The sequence below is a fragment of the Sphingomonas sp. G-3-2-10 genome, assembly GCF_012927115.1.
Taxonomy (GTDB): domain Bacteria; phylum Pseudomonadota; class Alphaproteobacteria; order Sphingomonadales; family Sphingomonadaceae; genus Sphingomonas.
This window is the reverse complement of sequence record NZ_JABBFY010000001.1, coordinates 833115-852042: the sequence shown is the minus strand read 5'-3', so window position 1 is coordinate 852042 and position 18928 is coordinate 833115. Positions and strand designations below refer to the sequence as shown.

At 65.8% G+C, this 18928-nt stretch carries 19 protein-coding genes; 10 read left to right on the top strand and 9 right to left on the bottom strand.

Annotation, left to right across the window (positions count from 1 at the left end; genetic code table 11):
* Positions 1–79 precede the first annotated feature (79 nt).
* Positions 80–1195: a mandelate racemase/muconate lactonizing enzyme family protein gene (locus HHL13_RS04315; RefSeq protein WP_169554510.1), complete on the top strand. Its 1116-nt coding sequence runs from the start codon at positions 80–82 to the stop codon at positions 1193–1195.
* 86 nt (positions 1196–1281) lie between these two features.
* On the opposite strand, the gene ndk is transcribed toward HHL13_RS04315, so the two are convergent.
* Positions 1282–1704, bottom strand: a complete 423-nt coding sequence (gene ndk, locus HHL13_RS04310; protein ID WP_169554509.1) for a nucleoside-diphosphate kinase — start codon at positions 1702–1704, stop codon at positions 1282–1284.
* A gap of 109 nt (positions 1705–1813) precedes the next feature.
* Positions 1814–2254 (bottom strand): DNA polymerase III subunit chi, encoded by a 441-nt coding sequence (locus tag HHL13_RS04305; RefSeq protein ID WP_169554508.1) that lies wholly within the window; start codon positions 2252–2254, stop codon positions 1814–1816.
* Positions 2255–2364: 110 nt separating this feature from the next.
* Here HHL13_RS04305 and lptD point away from each other — a divergent pair, with 110 nt between their 5' ends.
* From lptD to rsmA, 4 genes are all read left to right on the top strand, one after another.
* Positions 2365–4668: an LPS assembly protein LptD gene (gene lptD, locus HHL13_RS04300; RefSeq protein WP_169556764.1), complete on the top strand. Its 2304-nt coding sequence runs from the start codon at positions 2365–2367 to the stop codon at positions 4666–4668.
* 200 nt (positions 4669–4868) lie between these two features.
* The gene (locus HHL13_RS04295) at positions 4869–6194 is read left to right on the top strand and encodes a peptidylprolyl isomerase (protein WP_346775474.1); all 1326 of its coding nucleotides are present in this window, start codon (positions 4869–4871) and stop codon (positions 6192–6194) included.
* A 14-nt stretch (positions 6195–6208) separates the two neighbouring features.
* Positions 6209–7222 (top strand): 4-hydroxythreonine-4-phosphate dehydrogenase PdxA, encoded by a 1014-nt coding sequence (gene pdxA, locus HHL13_RS04290; protein WP_169554507.1) that lies wholly within the window; start codon positions 6209–6211, stop codon positions 7220–7222.
* Positions 7219–8052, top strand: coding sequence for a 16S rRNA (adenine(1518)-N(6)/adenine(1519)-N(6))-dimethyltransferase RsmA (rsmA, locus tag HHL13_RS04285; RefSeq protein WP_169554506.1), 834 nt, complete (start codon positions 7219–7221; stop codon positions 8050–8052). The genes pdxA and rsmA overlap by 4 nt, the downstream gene beginning before the upstream one ends.
* Here the strand turns inward: rsmA and HHL13_RS04280 are convergent.
* The 6 genes from HHL13_RS04280 to HHL13_RS04255 form a co-directional block, all read right to left on the bottom strand.
* Complete coding sequence (locus HHL13_RS04280) at positions 8042–8569, bottom strand: tetratricopeptide repeat protein (protein WP_206376839.1); 528 nt, start codon at positions 8567–8569, stop codon at positions 8042–8044. The genes rsmA and HHL13_RS04280 overlap by 11 nt on opposite strands.
* Positions 8570–8601: 32 nt before the next feature.
* A complete protein-coding gene (locus HHL13_RS04275) occupies positions 8602–9786 on the bottom strand; it encodes an RsmB/NOP family class I SAM-dependent RNA methyltransferase (RefSeq protein WP_169554504.1) in 1185 nt (394 codons plus the stop codon).
* A 166-nt stretch (positions 9787–9952) separates the two neighbouring features.
* Positions 9953–10783: a TIGR02452 family protein gene (locus HHL13_RS04270; protein ID WP_169554503.1), complete on the bottom strand. Its 831-nt coding sequence runs from the start codon at positions 10781–10783 to the stop codon at positions 9953–9955.
* A gap of 4 nt (positions 10784–10787) precedes the next feature.
* On the bottom strand, positions 10788–12245 hold the full coding sequence (guaB, locus tag HHL13_RS04265; protein ID WP_169554502.1) for an IMP dehydrogenase: 1458 nt from the start codon (positions 12243–12245) through the stop codon (positions 10788–10790).
* A 63-nt stretch (positions 12246–12308) separates the two neighbouring features.
* Positions 12309–12713 carry an ACT domain-containing protein gene (locus HHL13_RS04260; protein WP_169554501.1) on the bottom strand — a complete coding sequence of 135 codons (405 nt, stop codon included), beginning with the start codon at positions 12711–12713 and terminating at the stop codon, positions 12309–12311.
* Between the two features lie 4 nt (positions 12714–12717).
* The gene (locus HHL13_RS04255; RefSeq protein ID WP_169554500.1) at positions 12718–13011 is read right to left on the bottom strand and encodes a hypothetical protein; all 294 of its coding nucleotides are present in this window, start codon (positions 13009–13011) and stop codon (positions 12718–12720) included.
* 144 nt (positions 13012–13155) lie between these two features.
* On the opposite strand from HHL13_RS04255, the gene HHL13_RS04250 reads away from it, so the two are divergent.
* Complete coding sequence (locus tag HHL13_RS04250; protein WP_169554499.1) at positions 13156–14382, top strand: cysteine dioxygenase family protein; 1227 nt, start codon at positions 13156–13158, stop codon at positions 14380–14382.
* Positions 14383–14389: 7 nt separating this feature from the next.
* On the opposite strand, the gene HHL13_RS04245 is transcribed toward HHL13_RS04250, so the two are convergent.
* The gene (locus HHL13_RS04245) at positions 14390–15202 is read right to left on the bottom strand and encodes a CoA ester lyase (RefSeq protein ID WP_169554498.1); all 813 of its coding nucleotides are present in this window, start codon (positions 15200–15202) and stop codon (positions 14390–14392) included.
* A gap of 66 nt (positions 15203–15268) precedes the next feature.
* Between HHL13_RS04245 and HHL13_RS04240 the strand changes: the two genes are divergently transcribed.
* Genes HHL13_RS04240 through HHL13_RS04225 form a run of 4 tightly spaced genes read left to right on the top strand, consistent with a single transcriptional unit; the run spans position 15269 to position 18856 of the window.
* Positions 15269–16243, top strand: a complete 975-nt coding sequence (locus tag HHL13_RS04240; protein WP_169556762.1) for an SPFH domain-containing protein — start codon at positions 15269–15271, stop codon at positions 16241–16243.
* Positions 16240–16695, top strand: a complete 456-nt coding sequence (locus HHL13_RS04235) for an NfeD family protein (RefSeq protein ID WP_346775473.1) — start codon at positions 16240–16242, stop codon at positions 16693–16695. Before HHL13_RS04240 ends, HHL13_RS04235 begins: the two co-directional genes overlap by 4 nt.
* A gap of 17 nt (positions 16696–16712) precedes the next feature.
* Positions 16713–18530, top strand: a complete 1818-nt coding sequence (locus HHL13_RS04230; RefSeq protein ID WP_169554497.1) for a DUF885 family protein — start codon at positions 16713–16715, stop codon at positions 18528–18530.
* Positions 18527–18856: a hypothetical protein gene (locus tag HHL13_RS04225; RefSeq protein ID WP_169554496.1), complete on the top strand. Its 330-nt coding sequence runs from the start codon at positions 18527–18529 to the stop codon at positions 18854–18856. Before HHL13_RS04230 ends, HHL13_RS04225 begins: the two co-directional genes overlap by 4 nt.
* Positions 18857–18928: the final 72 nt, after the last annotated feature.

Sequence of the window (18928 nt, the reverse complement as noted above, 5' to 3'; positions counted from 1 at the left end):
AAGTAAGTGTCATCCATGACACAACGTGTCAATAATGAAACATTCGCCGCAAACATGGCGAGGGTCCGAAGGAGGGGAAATGCGAATCGTATCGGTCGAGCCGTTCATTCTTCACGCGCCGATCGCGCGCGGCACCATCTCGGATTCGACCAACACCATATCGCACTGGGGCATCGTCGGCGCGCGCATCGCCACTGCCGACGGGCTGGTCGGTTATGGCTTCACCGGCACCCATGCGCATCTGCCGTCGGACCGGCTGATCGCCGCCTGCATCCGCAATTGCTACGCGCCCTTGCTCGAAGGCGAGGATGCGCATGACGGTGACCGGCTGTGGCACAAGCTGGCGCGCCATCCTGCGATCCAGTGGGTCGGCCGCGCGGGCATCGTCCATCTCGCGCTGGCGGCGATCGACATCGCGCTCTGGGATCTGCGCGCGAAAAAGGCCGGGCTGCCGCTGTGGAAACTGCTCGGCGGCGCCACGGTGGACCGGCTGGAAGCCTACAACACCGACATCGGCTGGCTCTCGGTGCCGAAGGACGGGCTGGTCAGCGGCTGTGCGCGGGCCGTGGAGGAAGACGGCTTCCGCCGGATCAAACTCAAGGTCGGCCATGACGATCCGATGATCGATGTCGATCGGATCGCGGCAGTGCGTCAGCGGCTCGGCGACGATGTCACGATCGCGGTCGACGCCAACGGCAAATGGAACCTCCCCACTTGCAAGCGCTTCTGCGCCCGCGCCGAGGGCCTCGACATCTTCTGGCTGGAGGAGCCTCTATGGTATGACGATATGCACGGCCATGCCGAACTCGCCGCATCCACGTCGATCCCGATCGCGCTGGGCGAGCAGCTTTATACCGCCGAGGCGTTCCAGACCTTCCTCGATGCCGACGCGCTGCACTATGTCCAGCCCGACGTGACCCGTCTTGCCGGGATCACCGAATATATCCGCGTCGCCGACGCCGCGCATGGCCGCCGCCGCCCGGTGGTCGCGCATGTCGGCGACATGGGGCAGGTCCATGTCCATCTCTCGTTCTGGCATCCAGCTACGACGATGCTCGAATATATCCCGTGGATCCGCGACTGTTTCGTCGAGCCCATCCTGGTGCGGGACGGCGCCTATGCGCTTCCTGACGAACCGGGGGCCGGATGCACCCCCACCGAACAGGCGATGCGCGACTACGCCCAGCCGCTCTGACCCAGCCCAAAAAGAAACCCTCCCTCGCCTGGTGCGAGAGAGGGTTCTTTTTCACATCGGCGCAATCCCGGCGAACCGGGCGCGGATCAGCCGACGATTTCTTCCGGCTTGAAGAAGAACGCGATTTCGATCGCCGCATTCTCTTCCGAGTCCGAACCGTGGACCGAGTTCGCTTCGATCGACTCCGCCAGCTCCTTGCGGATCGTGCCGGCGTCGGCATTGGCCGGGTTGGTCGCGCCCATGATGTCGCGGTTGGCCTGGACGGCGTTCTCGCCTTCCAGAACCTGAACCACGACCGGACCCGAGGTCATGAAGCTGACCAGGTCGTTGAAGAAAGGGCGCTCCTTGTGGACGCCGTAAAAGCCTTCGGCCTGTTCCTTGCTCATCAGGATGCGCTTGGAAGCGACGACGCGCAGGCCGGCTTCCTCCAGCATCTTGGTGACCGCGCCGGTCAGGTTGCGGCGGGTGGCATCGGGCTTGATGATCGAAAAGGTCCGGGTCGCGGCCATGGCCGTGCGGCTCCATTATTTGAGTTGTGGAAAAGTCGCGGCTCCCTAATCTTCTCGCGGTCAGGATGCAAGCGGGGGCAGCGACTTGAAGCGCTGAAGTGCACGCGCGCTAGGCCACTTTCTCCCAGCGCCCCGCGTCGTTCTGCTTCCAGTAATTGCGAGTCACGCCCTCGCGCTCGGCCAGCCCCTTCCAAGCCAGCCGCGCCTCGGCGATCTTCTCTTCGTCAAAGAAGTGGAACGCCCGGTCGAACCCCAGCGCCGCCTCGCGCCACACGCCGTCGGCCAGCGCGATGTTCCGCGCCCCGTTGCCCGCCTCGGTTTCACCCGCGATCAGCACCGGCTGGCGCGAATCATCCTCCCCACCGGCCTGTCCGTGGGGCAGGAAACTCTCGGGCGAGAAGGTCCATAGCGCGGAATCCAGCCGCGCCCGCGCGCCCTCGTCCCCCGCGACAACCAGCAGCCGTCCGCCGCTTTCCAGCACTTTCTGGGCGATCTGCGGCAGCACGCGGTCGAGGGGCCGGTGCGTCAGATGGTAGAAATCGACCTGCATGGTTCCTTGTTAGCGTGTCGTGCGTTGGAGGCCAACGCGGCGTTGCGACGCACGAACCGGTGCGATAGGGCAGCACAAGGCGCCGCGCGGGAGTGATACAGAAGGTGGGAATGGTCGGGACGCGCAACGCCCTGTTGCTTTCGGGCGCGCTGCCATTGGCATTGTGCCTGGCAGGAGGCGCGCACGCGCAGGACGTGGCCCCGCCGCCCGTCCCCGCGCCACAGGATGATGCCGCGCCCAGTCTTCAGGACCGGCCGGTCGATCCCGCCCCGCCCTCGCCCACCGCGCTGCCCGACGATCCGGATCAGGTCCAGTTTTCGGCCGATCTGCTCGAATATGACAACGACACGGATACGGTAATCGCTACCGGCGATGTCCGCATGTACCGCCGCAGCGACCGTCTGCGCGCCGACAAGGTGACGTGGAACCGCACCACCGGCCAGGTCGTGGCAGAAGGCAATATTGTCGTCACCAATCCCGCCGGCGACGAAGCCTATGGCGACAGGATCGAGCTGACCGATTCGCTGAAGGACGGCGTGGTCCAGAACATGCTGGTCGTGCTCGAAGCCGGCGGCCGCATCGCCGCCGAACGGGGCGAGCGCAACGAGAACGGCATCATCACCGTCCGCAATGCTGCCTACACGCCCTGCACGGTGACCGGCGCGGACGGCTGCCCCAAGGAACCGAGCTGGAAGATCACTGCCGACAAGGTGGTCTATAATCCCGACAGCGGCCGCCTGCGCTACACCGGCGCGCGCGTCTCGGTGTTTGGCTTCGCCACCATCCCGCTCCCGGTCTTCTCGCATCCGGTGGGCGGCAAGAGCGACGACGGCTTCCTGATGCCCGACATCCGGTACAGCCGGACCAACGGGTTGCAGATGAGTCTGCCTTATTTCTTCAGCCTCGCGCCCAATCGCGACCTGACCGTCACGCCGCGCATCTACAGCGCGGTGCTGCCGATGGTGCAGGCCGAATATCGCGAGTTGAACACGCTCGGCGCCTTCCGCGTCTCGGCCTATGGCACCTATAGCCGCCGCGCCGACGACCTCACCGTTCCGGTGACCCCCGCGACTTCGAAGAACGATTTCCGCGGCTATCTCGATGCCAATGGCCGCTATCAGCTGACTCCGAACTGGGCGGTCAGCGGCTCGATCCGCCTCACCAGCGACCGCACCTTCCTGCGCCGCTACGATATCAGCCGCGACGATCGCCTGCGCAACAATGTGCGCGTCGAGCGGATCGACGAGAACAGCTATTTCTCGATCAACGGCTGGGCGGTGCAGACGTTGCGCGTGGGCGAACGGCAGGGGCTGCAGCCCTTCGTCCTGCCCGAGATCGATTACCGCAAGCGGTTCAATGAAGGTCTCGTCGGCGGCCGGGTCGAGCTTCAGCTCAACACGCTGGCGATCGCCCGCACCGGCGGACAGGATTCGCAGCGCGCCTTTGCTTCGGCCCGCTGGGACCTCCGCCGCCTGACCGCTTGGGGTCAGGAAATCACTCTCACCGCCTATGGCCGCGCCGACGTGTACAATGCGCACGATACGCTGCTGACCACCGTGGCGGGCTATCGCGGCGACGAAGGCTTTAGCTTCCGCGGCGTCGCTGCCGGCGCGCTCGACATGAAATGGCCGCTGGTCGGCGAGTTCCTCGGCGGTACGCAGCGGATCACGCCGCGCGTCCAGGTCGTTGCCGCGCCGCGCACCAACAATATCGACATTCCCAACGAAGACGCCCGCGCGGTCGATCTCGAGGATTCGAACCTTTTCGCGCTCAATCGCTTCCCCGGCTACGACCGGTTCGAGGATTCGAGCCGCGTCACATGGGGCGTCGAATATGCGCTGTATCTGCCGGGGTTCAGTCTGGATGCGAATATCGGCCAGAGCTACCGCTTCTCGTCGCGCCCGCTCACGATCTTCCCCGACGGCACCGGCCTGAACGATCGCGTCTCGGACTTTGTCGGACGCACCGTCATCCGCTTCCGCGACTTCGTGACCTTCACGCACCGCTATCGCATCGACAAGGACGGCCTCGCCTTCCGCCGCAACGAAGTCGACATGACGGTCGGTTCGCGCAGCACCTACGTGTCGCTCGGCTATCTGCGCCTTAACCGCAACATCGGCCCGGCGCTGGAGGATCTTCAGGACCGCGAGGAGGCGCGCATCGGCGCCCGCGTGCAGATCGCGCGCTACTGGTCGCTGTCCGGTTCCGCGCTGATCGACTTGACCGACCGGAACGAGGACATATTGTCGGTTTCGGATGGCTTCCAGCCGGTCCGCCACAGGCTCGGCATCACTTATGAGGACGATTGCCTGCGGCTGGGTCTGACTTGGAAGCGCGACTATGAGACAACCGGCGATGCGCGGCGCGGCAACAGCTATCTGCTGAGCCTTTCGTTCAAGAACCTGGGGCGTTAAGTTCTTCGCGGCACCTGTCCGCTCCCCTACCCGGCCACCCATAGAATAACCTGCCGTTGGGTGGCCGGGTGGGAGAGCCGGCAGGTGTGGCAAACATCATAAAGCCTTGGTTCAGGCACAATTGACGATTAAGCGGCGCAATCCCCGGATAGGATGAGGGCAAGGTTTACGTGAACATTGGTGTTGCGACGGCGGTCCGGGTGGCCCGCAAGACTGTATTGGCGTTCGGCCTCGCCGCGATCGCGGTGCCTGCGATGGCTCAGGTGGTGCCCGACGATCAGGGCCCGCCGGTCGCCGGTCTTGACCTGCCCGCGAACCTCCAGATCTTCGGCAAGGCGGATCCCAACGTCCGCAAGCCCACTGCGATCGTCAACGATTACGTGATCACCGGCACCGACGTGGAGCAGCGCGTGGCGCTGATCGTCGGGCTGAACCAGTTGCGCCTTAACCCCGAGGAAATGAACCAGCTGCGCCTGCAGATCCTGCGCCAGCTGATCGACGAGACGCTGCAGATCCAGGCAGCCGCAGCCGACAAGATCACCGTGGACAAGGGCGAAGTCGACCAGAGCTTCAGCCGCGTCGCTCGCAATTTCCAGCGGACCCCGGATCAGATGCGCGCCTGGCTGCGTCAGATCGGTTCGTCGGAACGCTCGATCAAGCGCCAGATCGAAGGCGAAATCGCGTGGAGCCGGGTCCTGCGCCGCCGCGTCGACATCAGCGTCAGCGACGCCGAAATCGCTGCGATGCTCAAGCGCATCGCCGATGCCGCCGGTACTGAAGAATATCACTTCTACGAAATCTACATGAACGCGACGCCCGATCGCGCGAATGAGGTTTTCGCCCAGCAACAGCGCATCATCGAACAGATGAAGCAGGGCCAGCCGTTCGGCGCGCTGGCGCGGCTTCACTCCCAGGCATCGACGCGCGCAACCGATGGCGATCTCGGCTGGGTCCGCCTCGCAATGCTTCCGCCTGAGCTGGCCACGCATGGCGGCCAGATGAGCCCGGGCCAGGTCGCGGGACCGATCGAAGTGCCCGGCGGCTTCTCGATCCTCTACCTCGCCGAGACCCGCAAAATCGCCACCGCCGATCCGCGCGACGCCAAGCTGAACCTCAAGCAGCTGACGATCACCTTCGCTCCCGGCACCACCGAGGCGCAGGCGACCAGCCGCGCGGCGCAGTTCGCCGAAGCGACCAAGTCGATGCAGGGCTGCGGCGACGCCGAACGCGTTGCCGGCCTGATCGGCGCCGAGGTGATCAGCAACGACACGATGACGATCAAGCAGCTCCCGCCGGCGCTGCAGGAACTCATGCTGCCGATGCAGATCGGCCAGTCGACCCAGCCCTTCGGCTCGATCGATCAGGGCGTGCGCGTGCTGGTGCTGTGCGGGCGTGACGATCCCCGCGAATATGTTCCGCCTTCGCCCGACGCGATCCGCGAGCGTATCGAGGAACAGCGCACCAACCTGCGCGCCGCGCGTATGCTGCGCGACCTGCGTCGCGACGCGCTGATCGAATACCGCTGACGGCGGCCGGGGCGGTGGAAAGCCTCCGACCCCTTGCCGTCGCGATGGGCGATCCCGCCGGGATCGGGCCGGAAATCACCGCCAAGGCGTGGAAGGCGCGCGAGCTTCATTCGCTCGTGCCCTTCTTCGCGGTGGGCGACGAACGCTCGGTGGCGGCAGTGTGGGACGGTCCGGTCGTCCGGATCAGCGATCCCGAGGAAACGGCACGGGTCTTCCCGAGCGCCCTGCCGGTCATTTCCGTGGCGGATATGGGCGAGATCGTGCCGGGTTCGCCGGATATCGATGGCGCCCGCTGCGCGCTTCAGTCGCTCGAGCTCGCTGTCGGCCTCACCCGGTCGGATGCTGCCAGCGCGCTGGTGACTGGCCCGGTGTCCAAGGCGCAGCTCTACGGCGTTGGCTTCACCCATCCCGGCCAGACCGAATTCGTCGCCGAGCGGTGCGGCATCTCGAAGGACAACGCCGTGATGATGCTCGCGGGCCCCACGCTCCGCGTGGTGCCGATCACCGTGCATATCCCGCTGGCCGAGGTGCCCACGGCGATCTCGATCGACCTGATCGTGGCCAAGGCACGGGTGACCGCGCGCGGGCTGTACCGCAATTTCGGGATCGAAAAGCCCCGGCTGGCCTTTGCCGGGCTGAACCCGCACGCGGGAGAAGGCGGCGCTATAGGCCGGGAAGAGATCGATTTCATCAAGCCCGCGATCGAGCAGCTCCGCGACGAAGGCATCGATGCGGTCGGCCCGTTCGCGGCGGACACCATGTTCCACGCCCGCGCCCGCGCCGGATATGACGTGGCGCTGTGCCTCTATCACGATCAGGCGCTGGTGCCGCTGAAGACGCTGCATTTCGACGATGGCGTGAACACCACGCTGGGCCTGCCGATCGTGCGGACCTCGCCCGACCACGGCACCGCCTTCGGGATCGCCGGCAAGGACGAAGCCAATCCCGGCGCGATGATCGCTTCGTTGCGCATGGCGTCGACAGCGGCCTTGCGCCGCGCGGAGCTGGCTGCCAGCGGAACGCTGTGACCGACCTTCCTTCGCCTAACCTCCCCCCGCTGCGCGACGTCATCCAGCGGCATGGCCTTTCCGCCAGCAAGGCGCTGGGCCAGAATTTCCTCTTCGACGGGCAGTTGCTGGGCCGCATCGCGCGCGTCCCGGGTGATCTGACCGGGCAGGACGTGTTCGAGGTCGGACCCGGCCCCGGCGGCCTGACGCGGGCGCTGCTGGCGGCGGGCGCCAATGTGGTTGCGGTCGAGCGTGACCGGCGCTGCATCCCCGCGCTCGCCGAACTGGCCGGAGCCTATCCCGGCAAGCTGCGGGTGATCGAAGGCGACGCCCTCGAAGTCGATGTCCCCTCTCTCTTCACCGGCAAGCCGCACATCGTCGCCAACCTGCCCTACAATGTCGGCACCGCGCTGCTGGTCGGCTGGCTGTCGGCCGAATGGGAACCGTGGTGGGCCAGCCTGACGCTGATGTTCCAGAAGGAAGTCGCCGAACGGATCGTGTCCAAGGCGAACGACGACGCCTATGGTAGGCTGGCGGTGCTGGCCCAGTGGCGATCGACCGCGCGGATCGCGATGACGGTCCACAAATCGGCCTTCACCCCGCCGCCCAAGGTGATGTCGGCGGTGGTGCACATCGTTCCCGCCGAAGAGCCGGCGGGCGTGCGGTTCAAGACGCTCGAGACCCTCACCGCCGCCGCGTTCGGCCAGCGGCGCAAGATGCTGCGCCAGAGCCTGAAGGGCGTGCCCGGCGCGCTCGATGCGATGGAGCGGATCGGCATCGATTCCGCTCGCCGGGCCGAGACAGTCTCGGTCGACGAGTTCGTCGCGCTGGCTCGCGCGCTTACGGCTTAGCGGCGGGCGCCGGAGTCGCGGGCGACGGCGCCTGCGGCAGGTTGTTCGCGGTGACGTTGGCCGGCGGCCCCTTGGCGATCGCCGCGGCAAGCACGGTGGCATCGTTGCACGGACGCGTGCCGCAAATCGTCTTGATCCGCGCCAGATTCTGGTTGGCCTTCTCGACCGCGCCCTTCTGCACCATCGCCTCGCCCTGCCCGCGCAGCGCGGTCAGGTCGTTCGGCTCGAGCAGCAGGGCTTCGCGATACAGGCGGATCGCCTTGCCCGGCAGGCCGCGCGTCCGCGCAATCTCGGCCAGCGCGACATAGGCGGCACGATTGCGGGGATCGACCACGAGCGCGGCTTCGAACGCATCGGTCGCGCCATCGATATTGCCGGCAGCCTGCGCCGTGCGGCCTTCCTGCACCAGCGAAACGGACTTCGGATCGATCTGGTCGTCGGGCTTCTGGGCCACGAGCGCCGAGGAAACCGTCAGCAGCATCAGCGCGCACGCCGCCGAGATCGCAGTAATCCGCATCAACATCTCCGAAACTGGAACCCGGGTCGCTATCATGGCCGCACTATCTTCGCGACAAAAAAGCCGTCGGTCGAGTGGGACAATGGGGTGAAGCGCAGCCCCGGCCCGCGCGGGCTGCCGGCGCCGATCGAAATGGGTTCGGCAGTCCAGCCCGGATAGGCGCTCAAAAACGCCTCTGCCTGCCCCGCCCCTTCGGCATCGAGCACCGAGCAGACGACATAGACCAGCGCTCCGCCTGGCCGGACCAGTTCGGCGGCGACGCCCATGATGTGCCGCTGCGTCATGACCAGCCGGTCGAGCCGGTCGCGGGTCATCCGCCAGCGCGCCTCGGGATTGCGCCGCCAGGTGCCGGTGCCCGAACACGGCGCATCGACGAACACCACATCGGCACGCCCGACCTGATCGGCGAGCATTTCGGCTTCGCGATTGGGATTGAGCAATCGGATATCGGCGATCGATACCCCTGCCCGCTCGGCCCGCTGCGGCAGGCGCTGAAGGCGTCCGCGATCGATGTCGCAGGCGAGGATGGTGCCATGATCGGCCATCAGCGCCGCGAGGGCGAGCGTCTTGCCCCCGCCGCCCGCGCACAGATCGATCACATGATGTCCACGCTCGACGCCGGCAGCGCGCGAGACGAGCTGGCTCCCCGCATCCTGCACTTCGATCTCGCCCTGAGCATAGGCGGGAAGCTGATCGACATTGGTATCCGAAGGCAGACGCAGCGCATCGGGCGCGAAATCGAGCAGTTCGGCGCCGGGAATTTCCGCGACCAGCTGCGCCGGATCGGCCTTGAGCCGGTTCACGCGCAGATCGAGCGTCGCGCGCGACAGCAATGCGGCCTGCTCCTCGATCCCGACATCCGATGCGCGAAGCTGCTTGATCAGCCATCCTGCGGCATGGCCGGGCACCGCAACCGGCTCACCGGCTTCGATCACGGCGGGTCCATAAGGCGAGCCATCGAAATGTTCGGCCAATTCGGGCCGCTGCGCCACCAGGGCCAGCATCGCCGCGCGGCCGCTGACGGGAATTTCACCGATCAACCGGATCGATTCATAGACCAGCTCGCGGATCGCACGGCGATCCTTCGACCCCGCATAGCGTCGCGCCGCAAAGCCGCGCGCGATGATGGTGTCCGCCGCCGCTCCCTGCTCTCGCGCGGCAGTGACGATCTGATCAAGCATTTCGATCGCGGCCTGAATGCGGGCGGAAGGAGTCATTCAGCCGCTCCCGCAACGCCATCCGGTTGACACGGTTGACACCCAGAACGTCGAAAATAATGCCTCCCCGTAAATGCCGGAGGCATGGCCGGCGCGCGGGCGAGAAGGGTGTGCGTGTTCATTCGAATAGCGAGAGCAGAACAAACCCAACATTGAAAGCACGGAGTTACGCTGAGGCAAAGTCGCCGGCGAAAGCGGCATGGACGTGGCGATCCGGCGTGATGTCGTAAACCGCCATCACCACATGTTCGAAACAGCCGGCGAATTCGCCCGTCAGCAGATCGTGGAACAGCGCGGAAACCCGTGCGGGATCGTTGCGGAACACGCCGCATCCCCACGCGCCCAGCACCAGCACCTCATGCCTCTTGCGATTGGCCAGCCACAGCAGCTTGCGCGCGCGTTCGCGGTTGACCAATGCGACCTCTCCCACGCGCTGCGGCTCGTTCTGCGCCACCGCGCCCGCATTGACCGCCGGCGAAGTCAGGAAGCTGACAAAATAGGGCTGGTCCAGCAGGCGACCATCGTCGCGCCGGAACACCGGCACACCGGGCGAGTAGATCATCCAGTCCGAATAGAGGCAGCTCGATCCGGCACGGTTATGATCGTAGAATTCGAATTTCGCATTCTGGCTGGCGTACAGTGCCGACGCGCGGGCGAGCGACTCCTCCTGCGCCTGAGAACCGCTGAGGAACCCGCCGCCCGGATTCTTCGCCGAAGCGAAGTTGAGCACGAAGGGATCGGTCACACCCTCACCGGCCAGCCGCTCGGCCGCTTCCAGCGTGGTCTCGCCGGTCAGTTCGAAGCGAGTCCGTCCGGTCCGCCGCTCCGGCTCGATCCGCTCCGGAAAATCGCCATCGCGAAACAGCTCGGTATTCGCCACCGCGCGGTCCACCGCATCGCGGATCGACACGCTCGCGCCATCCGCCGTGGCGTACGTCCCCCGTTCGACGATCGCGAGCGTCTCTTCGGAGAGCGCGACTCTCGCCGAGCGGTTCATCGCCTCACCGTGTCGGGTAGTTCGGCGCCTCGCGCGTGATCGTCACGTCATGGACATGGCTTTCACGCAGGCCGGCATTGGTGATGCGGACGAACTTCGCGCGTTCCTGAAGATCGTTGATCGTCTTCGAACCGGTATAGCCCATCGCCGCCTTGATGCCGCCGACCAGCTGGTGGATCACATCCTTCGCCGGACCCTTATAGGCCACCTGCCCCTCGATCCCCTCGGGCACCAGCTTGAGCTGGTCCTTGATGTCGCCCTGGAAATAGCGATCCGCCGAGCCGCGACCCATCGCGCCGACGCTGCCCATGCCGCGATACGCCTTGTACGAGCGGCCCTGGTACAGGAACGTCTCGCCCGGCGCTTCCTCGGTGCCGGCGAGCAGCGATCCGACCATCGCGGTCGATGCGCCGGCGGCCAGCGCCTTGGCGATGTCGCCGGAAGTGCGGATGCCGCCATCGGCGACGACCGGCACGCCGGCCTTGTTGGCGACGCTGGCGGCTTCCATCACCGCGGTAAGCTGCGGCACGCCGACGCCCGCGACGATGCGCGTGGTGCAGATCGAGCCAGGCCCGATGCCAACCTTCACGCCATCCGCGCCCGCATCGATCAGCGCACGTGCTGCATCGGCGGTGGCGATGTTGCCGGCGAGCACCTGAACGCGGTTCGACAGCTTCTTCACCCGCTCGACCGCCACCGCGACTTCGCGGTTATGGCCGTGCGCGGTGTCGATCACGATCAGGTCGACATCGGCATCGACCAGCGCCTCGGTCCGCTCGAACCCCTTGTCGCCCACGGTGGTGGCGGCGGCGACGCACAGGCGGCCCGCGCCATCCTTGGTCGCATCCGGATAGGTCACCGCCTTCTCGATATCCTTGACGGTGATCAGGCCGACGCAGTGATACCCCTCGTCAACGACCAGCAGCTTCTCGATCCGGCGCTGGTGGAGCAATTTGCGTGCTTCCTCCTTGCCGACATCGGCCGAAACGACCGCCAGATTGTCGTGCGTCATCAGCTCGGACACCGGCTGGTTCGGATTGCCCGCGAAGCGAACGTCGCGATTGGTGAGGATGCCGACCAGCTTGCCGCTGTCCTCCACGATCGGAATGCCGCTGATCCGGTGCTGCGCCATCAGCGCCTGCGCCTCGCGCAGCGTGCCGCGCGGCGACATTGTGATCGGATTGACCACCATCCCGCTCTCGAACCGTTTGACCTGACGCACCGCCGCCACCTGTTCCTCGACGGTCAGGTTGCGGTGGAGCACGCCAATGCCGCCAAGCTGCGCCATCACGATCGCCATGTCGGCTTCGGTGACGGTATCCATCGCCGAAGAGACGATCGGAATGTTGAGCGAGAGGCCGCGAGTCAGCTTCGTGCGGGTGTCGGCCATGCTTGGCAGCACTTCCGATTCCGCCGGGAGCAGCAGCACATCGTCGAAGGTGAGGCCGAGAGAGATTTCCATGTGGGGCGCCAAGGTCCTGAGTCGGAGGTTGGCGAGCCATGTAAACGCGGCCCCCGGGAAACGCTAGGGGGTCGCTTGCTGCAATGCCTTCAGCACCGCCAGCGCGTCTTCGGCCCTGCTTTCCGGAACGAAGACATGATCGTGATGGAAGGCCGCGACCATGTTGCACGCGATCCCGTGCGCGGCGAGCGCCTGCGCGACGGCAGCGGTCAGGCCGACGCCATCCAGCGCGGAATGAACGGTGAGCGTGATCTGCCGCATCGCCAGCGCCTCGATCCCGTGCGCCTCGGCCGTTTCGATTGGAACGACGAAGGATGGCCCCTCCACCTCGGCGAACATCGCGATCGCGACGTCCCTGAACGCGTGGGCCAGATCCCCGTCCTCGCCGCACCCGACGAAGGCGAAGCACCCGGGGCGGAGTTCCGGCGCCATCGACGCGATCATCGCCTGCGTGTCGCGAACCACCATCGGCTCAGGCCAGCTTGTACGGCGTCGGGTCGCCGCGCTCGGCGATCAGTTGCCGGCGCGCTTCGTCCCGGGCTTCGGCGAAGCGAAGGCGGATATCGGGGTTCGTCGCGGCGAGATCGATGAGGATCGCCTCGTCATCCTGCAATGCGATCCGCATGGCCATCGCGTCGGGATCGTGGCCGATCACCGGTGCGAGCAGCCGCATCGTACGGGCGCGCAGGCGGAACTCGAAATCGACCAGCCGGGCCGATTCCGTCTCCTCCTTCTTGAGCAACGCGCCGCGCAGATCGAAGACCATCGTGCAGGTATAACGCGGGAGGAGACGCGCGCAACCAGCGGAGATCGCAATGGAATCGCGCCATTTCGGCCTCGATTGACTGCCGTATCCCGCGGACTTCGCGTTACCGTGGCGGCCACGAACACCAGATCCGGGGGACCGACCATGACGCACGCCAGCGAGAACTTCCTGCAAATCCCGGCGCACCTGACCTTCGCCCCGGTGGAAGGCGAGACGCACAGCAATCCGGACATCCGGCTGCTGGTGCGCGGACAGGGCACGATCGGCTTCGCCATCGCCCGGAAAGCCGCGTTCTCGGTCGAGGTGCGCGGCGAGGATTGGGGCGAACCGGCGTTTCGCTGGGACGTGGATTTCGGCAGCGTCCGGCTGAACGAGCACAAGGACGGCCAGTGGCAGGAGGTCTGGTCGGAACCGCACGGACTCGATCGCGAACCGGCCTGTCCTTACTGGTTCAGCTTCGACAGCCACAATCGCATACTCGGCTACGGCAAGGGCGAGATGCGCAAGGGCTGCGAACTGGCCTGTTACGGCTTCGGCCCCAAACCGGAAGAGGGCCCCGATCCCTATGCCTGGCTGGCGCAGGCCGAGAGCGTGGCGGTATCGGCCACGATCCGGGGCGCGGTGGACATCTGGCGCGATCCGGTGACGGTCGAGCCGCCCCTCTACATCGTGCCGCACGACGAGATCACGATGGACGACATGGCGCATGGCAAGCTGACCGTGCCCGCCAACCTCAGCCCGACCTGCCAGCAACTCTACGACAATGTCGCCGGCAAGGCGTTCGTCCTCGATACGCCCGGCTTCCCCAACTTCGCCGAGGCAATCAAGCGCAGCATCGCGAACCCCGATGGCTGGTGCCACAAGACGCTGGTGGCGAAGGCATCGGAGTTCGGCAAATCCGATCCGCTCAAGACCTATCTGCGGATCACGATGGGCCAGAATCAGGGCGATTCACCCGGCATTCCGTTCGTGATGGAGATCTGGCCGGTGGGCCATTATTCGCCGATCCACAATCACGGCGGCTCGGACGCGGTGATCAAGGTGCTGCACGGCGCGATCACCGTCGACATGTACCCGATGCTGTCGTCCTGCCATGTCGATCCCTTCGCGCGGGCGACGTTCGAGAAGGACGATGTGACGTGGATCTCGGCGCGGCTGAACCAGAATCACAAGCTGATCAACCTGGCTTCGGAGGAACCCTGCATCACCATCCAATGCTATATGTACGCGCAGGGCAACGTCACTCACTGGCCCTATTTCGACTATCTCAACAATGCCGAGATCGGCCATTTCGATCCGAACTCGGACGCCGACTATCTCGAGTTCAAGACGCTGATGCAGCAGGAATGGGAGGCGTGGTACTCGGGCTGAACGGCGCTCAGAGGGCGCGTTCCAGCACCGCCCACGCCTGGGCCACATGCATCGATTCGATCATGCGGTCGCGGAAGCGTTCGGCCCCGCCGGTCGCGGCTTCGATCAACGCGCGGGCGTCGGCGATCTCGGCTTCGGTCGGGCCAAAGGCTTCGGCGGCGACCGCGATCTGGTTGGGATGGATCAGCGTCTTGCCATCGAACCCCAGATCCCGGCCGTGGCGGCATTCGGCGGCAAGCCCCTCGGCATCGTCGAGCCGGTTGAACACGCCGTCGAACGCCCAGCATTCGCCGATCCGCGCGGCAAGGACGATGCTCTGGAGGGATAGCGACAGGCTCTCGCGCCCCGCACCCGAGGGGATGCGCAGCTCGGCGCGCAGGTCGTTGGTGCCGGCGATCAGGCCGATCACCCCCGCGACCGAGGCGATCTCGACGGCGTTCAGCACCCCGCGCGGCGTCTCGATCATCGCCAGCAGCTTCTTTCCGCCCAGCGCCGCGACCACGCGGACGGCATCTGCGGCATGCTCGACCTTGGGCAGGATGGCGATCTCGCACGCCGACGCCCGCACCGCCGCGACATCGGCGTCATGCTCCGCCGCATCGATCCCGTTGAGCCGGATCGCGAAGAGGTGTTCGCCGAACCCCTCGGCCGCCGCCGCGACCGCCATCGCCCGCGCTTCCGCTTTGGCTTCAGGCTTCACCGCGTCCTCCAGGTCGAGGATCACCATGTCGGCGTCCAGCCCCCGCGCCTTTTCGATCGCGCGAGCATTGGAGGCGGGAAGAAACAGCGCGGTGCGCGGTGCGAGGCTGGCGGTGGTCATGGCGGCGTTCTATGCTACCAAGACACAAGTTTTGCGAGGGGAGTCGTGATTATGGACCCGTTGTTCATGCTGGCATTGCTGGCGCTGGCGGTAGTGATCCTCTACCTCTTCTCCAGCCTGAAGATCGTGACCCAGGGCTATCAATACACGATCGAGCATTTCGGCCGCTTCACCGCCGTCGCTTCGCCGGGCCTCAATTTCTATCCCGCCTTCTTCTATCGCGTCGGCCGCAAGGTGAACATGATGGAGCAAGTGATCGATATTCCGGGTCAGGAAATCATCACCAAGGACAATGCGATGATCTCCACCGACGGTGTGGTGTTCTTCCAGGTCCTCGATGCGGCCAAGGCAGCCTATGAAGTCAGCGACCTGTACGTCGCGCTGCTCCAGCTCACGACCACCAACCTGCGCACCGTGATGGGTTCGATGGACCTCGACGAAACGCTGTCGAAGCGCGACGAGATCAACGCGCGCCTCCTCTCGGTGGTCGATCACGCGACCACGCCGTGGGGTGTCAAGATCACCCGCGTCGAGATCAAGGACATCCGCCCGCCCGCCGACATCGTCAACGCGATGGGCCGCCAGATGAAGGCCGAGCGCGAAAAGCGCGCCAACATCCTAGAAGCCGAAGGCACCCGCGCTTCCGAGATCCTGCGCGCCGAGGGCCAGAAACAGTCGAAGATCCTCGAGGCCGAAGGCCGCCGCGAAGCCGCCTTCCGCGACGCCGAGGCCCGCGAACGCGGCGCCGAGGCCGAAGCCAAGGCCACCGAAATGGTCTCTGACGCAATCGCCAAGGGTTCGGCGACCGCGATCAACTATTTCGTCGCGCAGAAATATGTCGACGCCGTCGCCAAGTTCGCGACGTCACCCAATGCCAAGACGATCCTCTTCCCGGTCGAGGCGACGCAGCTGATCGGCACGCTGGGCGGCATCGGCGAACTGGCCAAGGAAGCGCTGGGCGGTCCGTCCAGCCCGCCCGCGCCGCCTGCCCCCGCCCGGCGTGAGCGGCCCCAGCCCTTCAATCCGGAGAGTGGTCAGTGACCGAGATCCAGAACCTGCTGAACGAGCCCGGCATCGCCTGGCTCGCGCTGGCGGCGGTGCTGGCGATCGTCGAGCTGCTGATGCCCGGCATCTTCCTGGTCTTCATCGCCGCCGGCGCGGCGGTGACCGGGCTGATCGCGCTGGTGCTGCCCCTGCCGATCTTCGCCGAGATCGCGATCTTCGCGGTGGCTTCTTCGATCGCGGTGGCGATCGGGCGGCGCTGGTATTCGCGTCATCCGATCGAAAGCAGCGATCCGCTGCTCAACGACCGCATCGCCCGGCTGATCGGCCAGACCGTCACCGTATCCCATGCGATCGTGTCGGGCGAAGGCCGGGTCCGTGTCGGCGACGGGGAATGGCCGGCACGCGGTGTCGACATGCCGACGGGCGCGCGCGTGCGCGTGACCGGGGCGAAGGACGGCTCGCTCGACGTCGAGCCGATCGCGAACTGATTTCCGGAGAAGCCTGAATGCATACCGACCGCCGCCACCTGTTGCTTGGCGCGGGAGCAACCGCCGCGCTCGCTACCCTGCCCGCCCGCGCCCTTGCCGCACCCGGCAACGAAGCCAGGGCGCAGGCGCTGATCGACCGGATCGCCGAACAGGCGCTGAAGACTTCGCCCGAAGGCGCGACCTCGCTCGGCATCGACAATGGCAAGCGCGCGCGGCTGAAGCATCGGCTGGAAGACCGCACGATCCGGGGCAAGCTGGCGGTTCAGGCGAACCTGACCCGGGCCATCTCCGAGATCGACCGGCTCGACCAGACCGGCCTGAGCCACACGATGCGGGTCAATCTCGACGTGGTGAAGACCGCCTATCAGTCGGGCGTCGAAGGGCTGAAGTTCGGCTATGGCGACGTCGCGGTCGGCAGCTGGCGCAACGCGCCCTATGTCGTCGTCCAGAATGTCGGCGCGTTTCTCGATACCCCGCGAATGCTCGAGAACGACCATCGCATCGCCAGCAAGGAAGATGGCGAAGCCTATATCGATCGCCTTGCCGCTTATGCCGGCCAGCTCGACGGCGAGACCGAGCGGCTGAAGATCGCAGCGTCGAAGGGCGTGATCGCGCCCGACTTCCTGCTCGACAAATGCCTGAAGCAGATCAAGCAGGCACGCAGCGGCCATGTCGCGGCATGGAGCCTCGTTACCTCGGTCGCCAATCGCACCGCAGGCATGAAGGGCGATTTCGGCCAGCGCGCCTTCGACATCTGCACCTCGGTGGTCGCGCCCGCGCTAGACCGGCAGATCGCCGAGCTCGAACGGCATCGCGCAAAGGCGACCAGCGACGCCGGCGTGTGGAAATTCCCCGATGGCGAGGCCTATTATGCCTGGGCGCTGCGCGCGGGCACGACCACGACTCGCACGCCGGAAGAAGTCCATCAGCAGGGCCGCGCCGAACTGGCCGAGCTGCAGAACGAGATGGACGGCATCCTCAAGAAGCTCGGCTTCTCCAGCGGCACCGTGGGCGAGCGGATGACCGCGCTCGGCAAGGACGAGCGCTTCCTCTATCCGGACAACGACGCCGGCCGTGCCGAGATCATGAAGTTCCTCAACGAGCGGATCGTCGATATTCGCGGCCGGATGCCGCAGGCGTTCCACACGCTGGTGAAGGGCAATGTCGAGGTGAAGCGCCTGCCGCTCGCCGAGGAACCGGGCGCGCCCGGCGCCTATGGCGGCCCGGGATCGATCGACGGCACCGTGCCCGGCCGTTTCTGGATCAACCTGCACACCACGCGGCTGCACACCCGCTACGGCTTGCCCACGCTGACCTATCACGAAGCGATCCCCGGTCATGGCTGGCAGGGCGAATATACGTTCAAGCTGCCGCTGATCCGCTCGATCCTCGCCTTCAACGCCTATAGCGAAGGCTGGGCGCTGTACGCCGAACAGCTGGCGAGCGAGCTGGGCGTGTACGAGAACGATCCCATCGGGCGGCTCGGCTATCTCCAGTCGATCGCGTTCCGCGCGTGCCGCCTGGTGGTCGACACTGGCCTCCACGCCAAGCGCTGGACGCGGGCACAGGCAATCGAATGGTTCGCCACGACCAACGGCTCGGGCATCGACGAAGTCACCAGCGAGGTCGACCGCTACTGCTCCTGGCCGGGTCAGGCCTGCGGCTACAAGGTCGGCCACAGCGAGATCAACCGGCTGCGCAAGCATACGCAGGCCGAATTGGGCGCGAAGTACGACTTCAAGGCGTTCAACGACGCGATGGTGCTGGGCGGCAACGTGCCGATGACCGTACTGGGCCGTGTGATCGAAGCGCATATCGCCGAGCGCAAGGCATGATCCTGCGCCGCTGGACCGGCCGCATCCGCACCGCGGACAAGGCCGATTATGCCGATTATATCGAAGGCACCGGCGGCGCGGACTACACTTCGACACCCGGCAATCTGGGGTTCCAGATGCTGTTCCGCGACCGGACCGACGGCATCAGCGAAGTCACCACGCTAAGCTGGTGGCGCAGCGTGGACGACATCCGCGCCTTCGCCGGCGAGGATATCGAAGCCGCTCGCTATTATCCCGAGGACAACCGCTTCCTGCTCGATCGCCCAAGAACGGTGGACCATTTCGAAGTGGCGAAGAACAGCCTGCCGCTGGAAGGCCAAGGCTGACATTCTACTTTTAAATCCTCCCCCGGAGGGGGGAGGATTTATTACCCCGCCTGAAATGTTGAATTTCCCCTG

Bases quoted from the DNA above. Each gene is read 5' to 3' on its own strand.
- HHL13_RS04315 (WP_169554510.1), top strand. From the start codon at position 80: ATGCGAATCGTATCGGTCGAGCCGTTCATTCTTCACGCGCCGATCGCG.
- guaB (WP_169554502.1), bottom strand. From the start codon at position 12,245: ATGGAAATCTCTCTCGGCCTCACCTTCGACGATGTGCTGCTGCTCCCG.
- lptD (WP_169556764.1), top strand. From the start codon at position 2,365: ATGGTCGGGACGCGCAACGCCCTGTTGCTTTCGGGCGCGCTGCCATTG.
- HHL13_RS04260 (WP_169554501.1), bottom strand. From the start codon at position 12,713: ATGGTGGTTCGCGACACGCAGGCGATGATCGCGTCGATGGCGCCGGAA.
- HHL13_RS04305 (WP_169554508.1), bottom strand. From the start codon at position 2,254: ATGCAGGTCGATTTCTACCATCTGACGCACCGGCCCCTCGACCGCGTG.
- HHL13_RS04230 (WP_169554497.1), top strand. From the start codon at position 16,713: ATGCATACCGACCGCCGCCACCTGTTGCTTGGCGCGGGAGCAACCGCC.
- HHL13_RS04240 (WP_169556762.1), top strand. From the start codon at position 15,269: ATGCTGGCATTGCTGGCGCTGGCGGTAGTGATCCTCTACCTCTTCTCC.
- HHL13_RS04275 (WP_169554504.1), bottom strand. From the start codon at position 9,786: ATGACTCCTTCCGCCCGCATTCAGGCCGCGATCGAAATGCTTGATCAG.
- HHL13_RS04225 (WP_169554496.1), top strand. From the start codon at position 18,527: ATGATCCTGCGCCGCTGGACCGGCCGCATCCGCACCGCGGACAAGGCC.
- HHL13_RS04255 (WP_169554500.1), bottom strand. From the start codon at position 13,011: ATGGTCTTCGATCTGCGCGGCGCGTTGCTCAAGAAGGAGGAGACGGAA.
- HHL13_RS04270 (WP_169554503.1), bottom strand. From the start codon at position 10,783: ATGAACCGCTCGGCGAGAGTCGCGCTCTCCGAAGAGACGCTCGCGATC.
- ndk (WP_169554509.1), bottom strand. From the start codon at position 1,704: ATGGCCGCGACCCGGACCTTTTCGATCATCAAGCCCGATGCCACCCGC.
- HHL13_RS04245 (WP_169554498.1), bottom strand. From the start codon at position 15,202: ATGACCACCGCCAGCCTCGCACCGCGCACCGCGCTGTTTCTTCCCGCC.
- HHL13_RS04280 (WP_206376839.1), bottom strand. From the start codon at position 8,569: ATGCGGATTACTGCGATCTCGGCGGCGTGCGCGCTGATGCTGCTGACG.
- HHL13_RS04250 (WP_169554499.1), top strand. From the start codon at position 13,156: ATGACGCACGCCAGCGAGAACTTCCTGCAAATCCCGGCGCACCTGACC.